Annotated in this window: 6 protein-coding genes; 3 read left to right on the forward strand and 3 right to left on the reverse strand. The window is 47.3% G+C overall.

All coding sequences use genetic code 11. The features are described 5' to 3' along the window. Positions 1-8 precede the first annotated feature (8 nt). A complete protein-coding gene (locus WC227_00520) occupies positions 9-9,491 on the forward strand; it encodes a hypothetical protein (protein MFA6963190.1) in 9,483 nt (3,160 codons plus the stop codon). A 30-nt stretch (positions 9,492-9,521) separates the two neighbouring features. Continuing rightward, positions 9,522-9,899 carry a DciA family protein gene (locus WC227_00525; protein MFA6963191.1) on the forward strand — a complete coding sequence of 126 codons (378 nt, stop codon included), beginning with the start codon at positions 9,522-9,524 and terminating at the stop codon, positions 9,897-9,899. 13 nt (positions 9,900-9,912) lie between these two features. Here the strand turns inward: WC227_00525 and recF are convergent, their stop codons facing one another. The 3 genes from recF to dnaA all read right to left on the reverse strand — a co-directional run bounded on the left by recF (position 9,913) and on the right by dnaA (position 13,871). After that, positions 9,913-10,935 carry a DNA replication and repair protein RecF gene (gene recF / locus WC227_00530; GenBank protein MFA6963192.1) on the reverse strand — a complete coding sequence of 341 codons (1,023 nt, stop codon included), beginning with the start codon at positions 10,933-10,935 and terminating at the stop codon, positions 9,913-9,915. A 25-nt stretch (positions 10,936-10,960) separates the two neighbouring features. Further along, positions 10,961-12,070 (reverse strand): DNA polymerase III subunit beta, encoded by a 1,110-nt coding sequence (gene dnaN, locus WC227_00535; protein MFA6963193.1) that lies wholly within the window; start codon positions 12,068-12,070, stop codon positions 10,961-10,963. A gap of 412 nt (positions 12,071-12,482) precedes the next feature. Further along, on the reverse strand, positions 12,483-13,871 hold the full coding sequence (dnaA, locus tag WC227_00540) for a chromosomal replication initiator protein DnaA (protein ID MFA6963194.1): 1,389 nt from the start codon (positions 13,869-13,871) through the stop codon (positions 12,483-12,485). 266 nt (positions 13,872-14,137) lie between these two features. Here dnaA and rpmH point away from each other — a divergent pair, with 266 nt between their 5' ends. Further along, entirely contained in the window at positions 14,138-14,278 is a 141-nt protein-coding gene (rpmH, locus tag WC227_00545; GenBank protein ID MFA6963195.1) for a 50S ribosomal protein L34, read from the forward strand. The last annotated feature ends 37 nt before the right edge of the window (positions 14,279-14,315 follow it).

Consider the following 14,315-nt stretch of genomic DNA (forward strand, 5'->3'; position numbering starts at 1 on the left):
TGAGGGATGTGAAGAAATTTTTGCAAAAATTTGTGTTCACGCTGGTTGCGCTGATTTTGGTGTTGAACCCATATATCGAGCTCATCCCGACAGATTACTTCTCCAGCAAGGCCAAAGCGGCGATCAACGATATCCCTGATCCAGAGATCGCGTCAACCGATGAGAGCGATCATGATTATGAGGAGGAAGTAGATAGCGATTACACCCCAGAATACTCTCCGAATTTCATCCCCGACCCAGTCAAAGATGCCTTCTCCCTCGTGGTGACTGATACCACTGAGACCTTTACTGATCTTACCAGCACGAGCAGTCTGCTTGAAGATATTGGTGATGCCAAAATCATCCTGACCCAGAGTGATTTTGACGCGATCAAGGCCCTTCGTTGCATGAAGAATCTACTCCCGCCATTCGCCGAGAACATGTCAAAACTCTATGAGTTTACGATTCCCGAGGGTATCATTAATTCTAACGAACAATACAAAAACTTCCCAGCCAAAGAGGAAATTGACGATGCAGTCTCTAGTGAGGGATCTCAAGCGACGCCAAGATTCGGCACACCCGAAGAATACCTCTCCTATCTCAAATACGGAGACTCTGGCGACCCGCTCCTCACCACAAACCAGAACAAGGAAAAATTTGTTAACTATGTTGATTCAGCCAAAGCATATTACGGCGACGATCGCTTAAGGGCAGACTGGCTTGCGCAAATCGACAACCTTGCAGAGAACAAAACTCTCGATACCGATATAAATACTCTAGCTTGCGTCACTCGGATTACTGACGCAGAACAGCTGATGGCTCTGATTCGAGAAAGCAAAACTGATGAGACCAAGCGACAGTACTTGCTCGACAGAATCAATGAGAGTCTAGACGGACTCAAGATTGACATCCGCGCAGTCAAGGCCCTGATTTATTTGGTTACGCCTAAGAACAAGGGAGGCGCTGGACACTGGAGAATCCGCGTCAAGAAATTCCTCCAAACTGGCCGCAAATCAGGTGAGTCTGATGCGTTGCTGACTGGAGCCGCCAAAACAGTGAACTGTGATCCGGCCAAATCCGCCGCTGAATGCGGCATGGCTCAGTACCAACCGGGCGAGGCGACGATAGAAGAGAAAGATGGTAGCGCCTACACTGCCTATCTAGAGTCTATGAACGACGGTGAGCAAAATGATTCAATGCACCAGCAGGGTCAGGCTATTGATATTTCTGAGATTGACGACATAAGATGCACGATACGGAAAGAGGTTAAGCAGTGGGGAAATGTTAAGGGCCAGAACACTCCTCAACCAACAAGACCAATTAAGTTGGCCTGGCAGACTACAGAAGGGTTCAACAAATCAGAGGGTGCCAATGACTTTGATATGATGTCTCTTATCAAATCGATGGCGACCTCCGAGGTGGTCGACTTCCTGGGCTCGATCAACGAGACTGATATGTCTGACTATGAGGGCGACCTGACCAGAGCCAGTTTTGGAGATCTAGTCAACGTAGTGGGCAAGTCCCTAATGACTGAAATTCTCGCTTCGCCTGATCATAATTTGAAGGGCTATAGCACCGACAGCACTCTTAGAAACCTGGGTGGTATCTATATCGCTGACTATCTCGGGATTAATCGAAAATTATTTACAGACAAACATATCAACACTCCGGGAGATCTCTTCTATGAAATCGGCCGCGGCGCGATCGAGACTCGGATGAAATTGCCTCTCAACTCACTCGACACGACCAATCCTGCCGTGCCCCTCTTCTCGACCTTGGCCCAGACAGGAACTAGGAAATTGGAGTATGAATTGGGGCTAGCCAACGGAGATCTGGCGCGCCTAGACCCAAACTCGGTTGCCAGCATCTATATTGGCGCCCGTGTGATCGAAGGAACGCTTAATTTCAAGAAATTCGTTTGGCCAAGCCAGGACAAGCCATTTGCTGAGTTTGCCAGCACAGCAGAGGGTCTGAATTGGTTTGATCTGCTTCGGCTCAGCCCAGACACAATCGACATGATGCTTCACCTGAAGTCTGGTGTGACTGAAGCCTTGGTCAAGGGCAAGACCTTGACTCCGGCTCAGTATGACAAAATGATGAAGTTGCCCGAGGGCACGACGACAGAGTCAGTCAAGATGAACTCGGACCGATACGCTAGTATCGTTGGGCAAGTTAGATTGGATGAGACAACTTTTGGCTTTCAATACTTCGCCGCCAACGATGCCGCCTTCTCCTTGCCAACTGGGCTCTGGGCTGAGGTAATCAAATTTAGCCCAGATACTTTGCAACAGAGCCTCGCTGAAGTCGGAATTTATACGCTCTCTCGACTATTCGGCGAAGATGATGCTTCTCCTTTGCCAAAGCTAGAAGTGGGAGAGCAGGTTGTCAGTATCCAGACCCATGAGTACGGCAAGGATGTAACTTTCCAGGCAAATGATGGTAACTTTGGTCGCTGGGTATTCCGAAGTTGGCTTCGAGACAACCTAACCAAATCAACCGAAGAGGCTTGTCAGGCGCCGGCCCGTCCGATTGAGGTTGATGTTTCCTTTGATCAAGCTGGCGCTCAGCAGCCAAATCCAAACAGTCTGCTAGATGTTCAAGCAACTTTTGGAACCAATGTATTCAAACCGGTCAGTCTAGCTCTAGACTACCAAGTCACCTATAATCCAGCCGCCAATGGCATACCACAGCCTTCGAAAACGCTGACCAAAGACGTCTCTGAGATTAGACCAATTTCCGAAGAAAAGGCAACGAAATATGGCTTTGTAAATCGAGACTTACAAAGAATCTTTGGCTGTGCATCAGCCAATGGGCGTGATGTCTACCAGCGGATAGGCTCTGAGCTCCTCTACACCGCCCTGATCAACCAGGCGCTGAGCGAGACTGACCGCGCCAAGATTGACATTATGGACACCGATCCTACAATTCATGTTGCCAACGAAGAGATCAACTTCTACATCCAACGCATCTTCTATATTAAGAAATTGCTTGGACAGATCGACACCCAATACGGCTCAATCGTATCTGAGGGCAAAGACGACATTAAATCTTTTGTAGATCTTTCGAAACTATCTTATGACCAGCTCAAACAGGTATATGGAGACCTGACCAATCTCCAACTGTTCTCCATCAGCAAAATAGCCGCTACCGCCTCACAGACTATGACCGATATCGACACGCTAAAACAGGTGGCCTCCGATTGGAAAGAGTACATGCGGACACGAAGGGCAGACTTGGTCGGAGATATAGCTGCCGTCAATCAGATTGTTTATCTCGTCAACGAGCTTTGGACCACTATTGCCGAGCTCGATCGTGGCAAGGCTATTAATGGTGTTGATCGTATTAAATTTCAGCAGATTGATTCTACTCCGCTACAGGAAGTCGTAAACCAGGACAGAAGACAGCAAGCACAAGAGAGATCAGACTCGGCCAAGAAAAAGGGCCTCTCTGCTTGGCAGGTTGCACAGATGATGTTCGACTGGATTGCCGGTACGATCACTTCCTCCGAGCTCTTTTATCGCCTGGGCGCCAACTCGATCGAAGCTAACATCGGCCTTCCGCCCAATAGCCTAGTCTACCTAGTCCGCAATTATGACCAAAATGGCATATCTGGCCTCGACGCCTTTTATCAATCGGTTGGCCAGGCCAGGATTGAGGAAAATTTTGGCATGCCCGCCTTCTATTTCCAGGGCAACTTTGATGCCCAGGCCAAGCCCAACTTCCAATCTGACCTGAAGGCAGTCTACAACATGATTACGACGGATTCTGTGCTTAAGCACGATTATCCCGATCTGGCCGCACTATCCGAAGCAGACTTCCTGAAGTATATGGATAGCCTGCTCACGGCGCCGATGCTCGATTATGCCGCCGATCCCTGGATACAGCTTATCAGGACCCCCGGTAGTCCATATTCGATCAGTAGTGAGCCCAAGACCCCAGGTGATGATCTCAATGCCTACAAGGCCTTCTACAAGAAAATCGCCGATAGTCAAAAAGCTTATACCAAGAGCACGGCTCATTGGCAGGCAATTGTTGACAATGTCGACAAACGTTGGAAAGCCAAGCGCGCCAGTGATGTCAAGGGATTGGGCAGTAGCAAGTACAGCGAATCAACAGTCCAAGACATCGTAGCAAATATCAAACAGCGCTGCTTCACTGGTGTAAACAAAGCTCAAGCGGATGGTACAGTGAAATGTCTCAATATGACTCGGTCCCCCGAGGATGATCTCCTTTTCCGTATGGGTCTCCCGCGTGGAAACTTTAACGCTATGACCGCAGAGAATTCAGTCAACAACACGTCCCTCTGGACTCGACTAGCAGGCACTACTCAGTCAATCGAGCAGGGATTCACAATCGATCAAAACGCGATCAAAGCCCTCTTTACCGGAGAAGATACTCGCTATATTAATCTTTCCCGAAAAGAGAAGCAGGTGGTCGAGGGTTCTGCTCTCAAAATCAATACCAACGTACTAAGTTTCTACGCTCAGATGCTTAATGGTGAGGTTCTGCCCAACGACACAGATCAGTATAATTTGGACACTTGGACTCAGTACTACGTCAGCAACCCGTATGCACCGAAACAGCAAGCCAGTGAGACTTGCCCAGTTCTTTATTTGCCAAAAGGTGACGCAAGCGGCACCTTTATGGTCAATGAGACTACCCTTGAAAACAATTCATACTGCTATTATGACGCCAAGGGAAGACACTGCTTCAAGAGTTGGGATGAAGCCCAGCGCTATGCCATTGCCCACGAAGCCGACTCGATAAGACATCTGAAAGTCGTGATAGACGGCAAAGAGCAGGAAATTAGCAACAATATTCTGGGATATCTTGCCAATCAACTTGTTCTGGCCAACAATGCCGCTTTACCTGACCAAGCGACCACAGATGCCGCCGCAAATGCAAATGTCACCATCCATGGAACTATCGAATTAAATCTGAGTGATGTCTACGCAGGACTGGTCAGATTTGTGAATGACAACTCGATGGTCGATATCTTTGGGGATAAGAACAAGAGTATAGCCATGATTTCGGCCATCGCTGGCTCGACGACTGTGCCGGCTAGTATACTAGAAAAGCTTTTTACTCGTGAACCGAGCGTAAATTCCGTCGCCACTTTCAAGAAGAAGGTTGGTGTCAAGGAAGCACAAAAAGTTGTCACTTACCAAATTTTTGGAGCTTTGCAACTTGGCCTCGCCGTTGGGCCGGACTACTTCGACGCAGGCGACCTCTATGATGTCTTGAACGGCGACTACACTGCGCTGACCAACATCGCGACCAATTATATTGATCTGAAGGCTGAGCTGAAGCCTGGCACAACACGTCTTCTCTACGAAGCTCGCAATCCAGAATCAATTACTTGCGCCCTCGCCCAAGCTGGTGGCTCAATGCTCGGTCGGATCTTTGGCCTCAACAATATTCCGCTCAATGGGATCCAAAACGTCTCATCATTTAAAGAAGCGGTCGGTCAAGCCAAGGTCGAGGAGACCCTCTCCCTGCCTCGAGGTACCTTCAGGGGCAACAATCTGTATGAACTGCTCGACAATGTCGGACCGATCAACTTCATGATCGCCTTTAAGATACCGGTTGACCCATCAGTTGCGAATGGGATTTCTGACGATATCGACAAGATACTCAACTCCAACACTAGCTACTCTCAGGGAGCCAATTTGGCCTATCGCTTGACTCGGGTAAGAGATGTTCTCTCGACTCGCAATATTCTTCAAAGTGATATTGGCACAGCCATCGCCAATATCAACAGCGCTCTCAAAAATTATTTCATCAATGATCTGCTCAAACAATTTGAAAATGATCCGACCAAGATCCAAGTTGCCCTGTCGGCCCGTAATCAAAACAATAGAGATTGGTATTATGCGGTCCAGGATTTCTATCAGCAGACCAGTTCACTGGACAAAACTTTTGCGGTCAGCAACGGTAGCACTTATCAGCTTCTAACCAACTCGATCAAGCCAAAAACCTATATCAATCGAATTGGCGAGAATCTCATGGTCACTGCCGCCATTTCCAACGCCGCCACTCTGCTTGGGATTTCCGACGCGAAAGTTCAGGCAGCAGCCGGCGTCCTGGGTGCAATCAAGAACAATTTTGTCTGCGAGAAAAGCAAGATCATCACCAGAGATAATTATCCATCAAACGGCGTTTCTGACGGACATTTTCTCTACGATGTGCAAGTAAACAATATCAAAAATGACTACTGGGAACAGTATCTCAGAACCGGCAAACATACTTATGACGATGTTGGCTTTCCCGTCTTGGTTTATGATGAGGTTGGCGCTGCAATCGGCTACTGTAGCGATGACACTTATGGCCAATTCGGCGAACTGTATACCAATCTTAATACCCTCTTCGGCTTCAATCTTGATGACAGGATGAATTTGCCGGAAGGCACGATCAGCAAAGTTCTATCTGACCCCGACCACATCGTCGATAATATATTGAATATCGGACTCAGCAAACTTGACCAACAACTTGGACTTGACTATACCGTGGACGGTTCTTTCTCATTCAATGGCTTCTGGAAAGCGACCTTTTACAAGGACGGCCAGAAGAAGGACGCAGAGAGAGAAAAAATCGACAGAAAGTGCTACAGCCAAAGTTATCCAGGGGGGACAGACGTCGCCATCAAAACTCAGTATGACGCTGCCAACAACGATATTAAGCGATTGCTCGGAGAGTGGCCGGCCCGAGGAGCTTCACGGATCGAGGGCGAAAATTACCAGCAGTACTCGCAGAGAGTAACTTCTCAAGCCACTTTGGACGCCACTCACACTACTGAGATGCGGGACGCTTGGGTTAGCGATTGGGAAAAATACAATCAGCAGGCTAACACTGCTAGCGGCAATATTACTATCCAAAACAATGCCTTTAATCAATGTAAGCTCGACAACAGGAAGCCAGTAAGTAACGCGGCGTTACGAGCAGATATTCTTGACTACGCCACCGGCCAACTTGTCACTTTGACTGGCAAACTACTGCGAGACGTTGTCGTTACGATTCCTGATTGCCAAAACAATCGCGCCGCTTATCTTGACGGGGCAGGCAGCTATGACCCCGTTCTCTCCAACCAGCTTGATTATTTCGGCCAGCCTATTGGCTATGAAGAGTGCAAAGCCAAGGTCGGTGTTGTTGTTCCGAGAGAAGATTTGAAAGCACTTATCCAGGGCGACCTTCGCTATCTTTCCCCGATTGCCATGACAATCGCTTCAAACATCGCCATGATACCGGTAGACATGTGGGGCACGGATAACTGCAATCCAGACGCCGATGGCCGATGTGAGAGTGCCGTTCCACCTCAATTCAAGCTCAGTTACAACGACTACAAATATGCCATTTTTGGCAACGCTCAGTCCGACCAAGCGGCTCGGGACGTCGCCGCTTATAGTCACTTCAACTTAATTGAAAAAAACCCTGACGGCGTACGCATCAACTCAGGGCCGGAGTATCCTGTCTCTACTGATCCCTTCGACACGGGTCTTGGCATACTTTCAGATACCAGGGTGGCAAAAGTAGCGAATCAACCTGGCAGAGAGATTATCAACAACAAGACTGATATCTACACACAATACGGCTATACCCCAAGTAGTGCCGAGGCTGTCGATGCAATCAGCCAACGAGCCGATTTGCAAAACAGCGTGGCCGACTTTGAAAACGCTTGCGGCATCAAGTATGGGCTTATCAGCAACAGCGCGGCGACTTGCCACAATGGGTCACCAGAGTTTGCGGCCTATATTTCAGATAGAACTCAATTAACCGCACTAAGAGATAGGGAGACTGCGATTCTAGGCGAATCAAAGAACCTCTACCGAAACAACTTGATGTACAAGGCGATAGACATAGCCGCCTGGAAACTTGATGGCAACGCCTATCCTGGATTTGCTCGCGCAATCGCAATCGGCACTCCCAAAATGAAGGCAGAGGCCCTTGTCACTTATCTCAAGATTGGTGCTCAGAGAGGCCATCTCTTCGGCATGGATTTCAGAGCAGTCAAAGATATCGAGCAGTGGGCCGGGGCCGCTCAATTTCTCTACGAGGCTGGGCAAAATATTCTTCGCGATACGGATACGTTTGACCCCCTAAGCACTCTTGCCAAGAATCCTAGCGCTCGATATTTCATCCAAGATTTTATCGTCTCTCGCTCAAAGGCCTGGTTTGGCTTCGAGATCCAACCAGACATGGCTGAGGGTATTATAGTCGGCATTGGTACTATGGGCTCAGCCGACCATCCTTGGGGCAATTGGGGGATCAAGGATGTCGGCATCGACAAAGTTTTTGAGGACCCGAACAACACGGGCGTCACTATTAATGTTGGAGGAGACAAGACAGTCCAGATGAAGACTCTGGGCGGAGCAACACAAGAGTATCTGGTCGACCGTCTTTTCTCCTGGGCCGACACCAAACTTGGTCTCGAGGCAGGCACTTCCTTCAAGCTCGCCAAGGGCATATATGACGCTTTCACTGCTTACGGCAAAGTATCTGCCGCCATCAAGGCCGCCAAGCTGGCTGGTTGGGTTGTGCCAAACTTGCCTCATACTGCCGCTGGCCTGGAAGCGATAGCCGACACTCTTTTCGATAAAGCAGACGCGTTAGCTTTGGATATAACAGACGCAGAACTTTCGGCAAGCCTAACAGGGGCTGACGCTAACCAAATCGTTTATGAGAATACCGGATTTGATGGCGTAGACGCAGGAGAAAAAGCTGCCGAGGATGCCAAAGCTGCCTCTAAGACTATAAATACCGAGGGAACCAAATTCCAAGCTGCCAAAGACCTTGTTGCGGCCATAATCATTGAAATCTTAATTGGTAAAGCGCTTGGCAAAATCGTGGCCGGTTGGGAACAGGATCTTGGTATGATCCCTGGCACTCTGATGCCACTGGTTTCTGGTATTGTCACTTTCGTGTTTATCTTCGTCTGGAATACGGTGATGGCCACGATTGGAGCGGAGGTATTAATGCTATCCCAGGTGCCAGGACTTCAGTGGCTTGCTATAGCAATAGCCGTCATCGGTTTCATTGGTGGGATGCTCTTTAGCACTAAATATTTCTACTGGTGTACTGCCGATGGATACTACCCAAGAGTTGGGTCTTTTGATTACAACAAGGACGTGGGTGGATTTGGAGAAATAGGCGGACGAATCGATCGCGGCGCAGCCTTCTTGGGACCGCTCATGGCAACTTATGGCGTGAAAGTGGCACAATACAAAGCTCGCCAATTGGTTGGCGACATGCTGGCTCTGCAAAACTCTCCTCGATTCAAAGATTCATATGGCGACGATATCGTACCAATCCAAATCATGACTGGTCGCAAAGTTGATGTTGATTTCTGGAAAGAGAGCATTGATACCAATATGTGCAAGAAGATGCTTGATGAAGATTACATCGCCTGTGACGGCATGTGCGGCAAAGCGACTAGCGATGGCGGCTGTGTCAGTACTTCCCGTATGGGCGTCTGGGCCAATCCACAAACGATAGGCTGGACGCATATTGGATTTTAGCGGTTCTTCCCCTTTTGAAGGGGAAGTTAGATGGGGTTTATAATAAGCCTCACCTACCCTCTGCTTGCCGGCCGTAGCCTTGGCGAAGGCTGGCCACTCTGCCACTCGTTCTGTTACAATCTATTCATGGATAACCTGAAGAATATATTGAACCGTTCTCTTGCCAAAAGAGGCCTCAAGAAGACGCTAGAAGGCCCCTTGGTTTGCTTTTATTGCGCCGAATGGCCAGGACAGCCCTTCACTCCAGTTTCCTACGCCAACGGCGTTCTGAAGGTCTCAGTCGCTTCTTCCCCCGCCGCCGCTGAATTACAGATGGTCGAGTCAGAACTCAAAGAATTTTTGAACAAAAAAACCGCCAAGCAGACGGTCAGGCAGATTAGAATCGTAGTTTCGAATAGGTCTGATTAGCCCTGAACTGTGGTCAGAGCTCGACCACTTTGCACTCTTTGATATCAACTAGATATGAACTATCAGTCGTCGTCAGCACGGTCTGATAATTTTCAATTAGTTTCGAGAGGTGGCTTCTGCGATCAAGATCAAATTCGGAGAAAAGATCGTCCAAAAGTAGCATCGGTTTGTCGTTCTCGTCAGTCAAGAACTCCAGCTCAGCGATTTTGAGAGCCAATATAGCCGAACGACACTCTCCACGCGAAGCAAAGCTAGCCATCGGCTTATCGTTCAAATTGAACACGAGATCATCGCGATGCGGGCCGAAGAGCGAGCGCTTTGATCTAATCTCCCGCCAGATATTTTGCTTGATCGCTTCTTCTAACCCCTCGGGGGCAGAATTTTCGTATTCGATTTGTAATTTGTCCTTTGGATTGCCGGAGACAGAGCGGTAGAGGGAGCTTAGCCTTTTGTTTAGCTTTTTGATAGCGAGAAGACGCGCCTCGACAATAGACTGGCCGAGAGAGATAAATTCTTTGTTCCAAAAATCTAGTTCGTCCGTCTGGGCGCGATGCTCGAAGATCTTCTGGAGGAGAGAATTTCTCTCAGCTCGGACTTTTTCGAAGGCCATCACTTCTTTGAGATAATGCCTTTCAGATTGGCTGATCATAATGTCCAGGAAGCGGCGGCGCAACCGTGGAGAGCCGTTGATTAGCAGTATCATTTCTGGTGAGAAAATAACGCTTTTTTTGGTCCCGATGAAGTCGGATTGCTTGCGAAAAGCGCCGTTTTCCTTGGCTCGAAGCAAAAAGGTTGGTGCGTTCTGGATGAAGATTTCGAGCTCATCTGCTTTGATCCTGGCAAAATCATTGCCGATCATGACTAGGTTTCTCCTGTCATCTTCGCGAAAAGAACGGCAAGCAGAAACGAGATAAATCGCCTCCAATATGTTGCTCTTCCCAACTCCGTTTTTGCCGATTATGGCAGTGACTGGGGAGAGCTCAAGCCGAAAATCTTTGTGATTACGGAAATTTTCGAGTTCGATTGTTGTTAGCATTATCGTTAGACTATGGCTTTCGGCCTTAGGATTCTAGCTTGAGCGGCATGATGATGTAGGTGTAATCCTCATCCTTTTTACCCTTGAAGACTCCAGCCGACGCATTGTCGTTGAATCCCAAGACGATTTGGTCATCCCCGGCTACAGCGAGGAAATCTAGAATATAGCGTGCGTTAAATGAGATCTCGAGAACGCCGCCGCTGACTTCAGCCTCAATCTCCGACCTGGCAGAGCCAGCCTGTGAGGCTGCCGACAGAATAGAAATTCCCTTCTCGCCGACTACAACCTTGATATTATTGTTGGCCGTATCCTTGGCAAAAAGAGAGGACATTTTCACGGCCGAAGCCAATTCGGCTAATTTGACAGTGGCCTTGATCTTGGAACTATTGGGGATGATAGCCTGATAATTTGGATACGTACCCTCGATCAAACGTGAGGTGATGTGGGTATCACCGATTAGGAACGAGACTTGGCTGTCAGAAGATAATATCTTAACCTCTTCGGCGTGCTCGGTCGAAGCCAAAATTCTGAGAACTTCAGTCATGGTCCGGCCAGGGATAATCATGTGGTGCTGTGCAAACTTGGCGGCTAGTTTGATCTTCTTCTCGGCCAGTCGATAAGAATCAGTGGCGGCTAATATTAATTCATCTTCCTTGACGGAGAAATAAATACCGGCCAGGACTGGGCGCGTCTCGTCGGTAGCTGGGGCAACTGCTACTTTCTTCAGCGATTCGATAAAAAGGTTTTTGTTAATAACTACTGGTTCGGTCTTAGGAGCCTCAGGAATAGTTGGGAACTCTTCGGCGGCAATACCTTGGATCTTGGCCTCAAAATGGCTAGACTTGAGCTCTGCGGCCGTCCCGGTGGTGATAATCTCAATGGATTCATCCTTATTATTCAAGACAAAGTCAGAGAGAAGCCTTGCGGGAAGAGTAATCTCCCCTTCCTCTTCAACCTTCCCAATAGTCTGGGTGGTGACGCCAACTTCCAAATCGGTCGCCGAGAATTTTATTTTTCCCTTTTCGGCTTTGATGTGGATATTGGACAAGACTGGCAATGTCGTCCTGGCGCCAACTATCCGGCTGGTCGCTCCCAATACTTTAGCGATGTTTGATTGCAAAAGTATCACTTTCATTTGTTCTCCTATTCTTACTTATCCCCATTTTGGGGTAAACCTGTGTCTAACTTAGTTATTTATATTGTTAAATTATCTTCTTCCAGACTATCTTATTTCGCTGAATCTTTTTGGTTGTGGAAAAGTGCAATTTATCACCAATTCGTTGTGAACAATCCCTCAAGTTATCAGCACTTTCTTTTGACTTTCAACTTTCAACTTTCAACTTTTGAGGTTCTCCCCATCTTTTCCCTAAGTTATACCCCCGCTCTTTCCACAGCTTAGATAGGTAATAAGCTTCTCTAGCAATGGCTTATTTGACTTATCCCCTCTGTCCACACCCCTTATTACTACTACTATTTATAAAGCATATTGTATATCTAACCCAAAAGGTTTGGATCCCAGTTCAAGCCTGGGATGACACCAAGGGGTGTCAACTGTAGGAAGTAAATATTCTATCTTTAATCACTGTCAGATCTTCTTTTAATCTTGGATCAGTAGCAATAGACTTTCCAATCTTCTGTTCTCCATGCATGATAGTGGAGTGATCTTTGCCACCCATCTTCCTGCCTATTTCTGGATAGGAGAGGCCACACTCGCTTCGAAGCAGATACATGGTGATCTGTCTGGGGAATACTAATTCTTTTGTTCTTTTCTTGCCGAGCAAATCCTCGATCGGAATCCGGAAATACTTATGAACCTCACGGATAACTAACTCTGCGGTGACGTGTTGCTGTTTTTCTTCGATAATCGAATCTAATATCTTAGCTGTCTGCTCCATATTCAATTCACAGTGCATAAGTTCGCAGGTGGCCAGCACTTTATTGAGAGCACCTTCGAGCTCGCGGACGGATGATTTAACTCTCTCTGCGATGAAAGTAATAATCTTGTCGTCAACTTTGAGATTCATCCGCTCAGCTTTTTGTCTCAGAATCGCTTCTCTTGTTTCTAGATCTGGGTGGCCAATATCGCAAACCATACCGCCTTCAAAACGAGTCTTGAGTCTGATTTCTAGGCCCTTAATATCCTTTGGGACTCTATCCGAAGTCAAAACAACTTGTTTCTTGTTTTGGTGCAAATGATTGAAGGTGTGGAAGAATTCGTCCTGGGTTTGCTCTTTGGTGGAGAGAAACTGAATATCATCAATTAAAAGTAGGTCGACGGTGCGGTATCTGTTTTTGAAATCCTTGGCTTTACCAAAACCTGATCCAACAGCTTGGATGAAGTCATTGGTGAAGGTCTCGGTCGAGACATAGAGGACTTTCTTGTCGGGGAAGCGTTTCAGATAGGCGTGGCCGATTGCTTGCATCAGGTGGGTCTTGCCCAGGCCAGAGTCGCCGTAGATAAAGAGTGGATTGTATTGCGTTCCTGGTTTTTCTGAGACGGCGTTGGCGGCGGCGAAAGCCAGTTGATTGGAAGGGCCAACTACAAAATTATTGAAGATATAATTATCATTCAGGGAAGAATTCTGCGGCAAAGGGACGGGGATTTCTCTATCCACAGTTAGGGTAGGTTTATCCACAGGCTTGTGGATAATTACCCCAGATTCGAGGTCTACCACCTGGTCGGGGTCTGGGTTGGCGATCTTGAATTTGATCCCCAAAATGGCCTCATCAACCTGATTTTGAAGAGCTTTCTGGATTTCTTTGAGATGCTTCTTTTTTAGCCAATCTTCGACGAAGAAAGTAGGCACTCCGATCGTAAAAACACCTTTTTTGTAATCAAAAATGAAGGTTCTCTTGAACCAAGTTTCAAAGTTTGGCTTCGACAGAGTGACCTGAAGTTCGCCCAAAGTGTTTCGCCAGATTTCTGTTAGATCCATGATTATCCAATCGGTTATTTCCTAGTCGTAGAAAATATAACAAGTTATCCACAAGGAGCGCAATGGTAGGGGCTTCGAGGCATTTATAATCAGCTTCCAGCCGATTGAATTGTTAATTTCTAATTACCCCCAAAGGGGAGCCTTCGGCTTAATTTCCAATCAATTTATATTTATTAATTAATAATTGAATAAAAATTAAGAACTAAAAAATAAGAATCACTGATTGGGTTGATTTTCTCTCATCTTTCTGTTATTATCCCTCTGTTATGGCAACATTTGGAACATATCAACCGAAGAAGAGACGCCGACAACGCGTCCATGGATTTTTGAAGAGGATGGCTACATTAAATGGCCGTCTCGTTTTGAGTCGCCGAAGAGCCAAAGGCCGCAAAGAACTCGCAGTATAAGAAAATGAGCAGAAATAGCTCATTTTTTTGTTGGGAA

The organism is Patescibacteria group bacterium, assembly GCA_041671645.1.
Classification (GTDB): domain Bacteria; phylum Patescibacteriota; class UBA1384; order XYA2-FULL-43-10; family 1-14-0-10-43-13; genus JBAZBD01.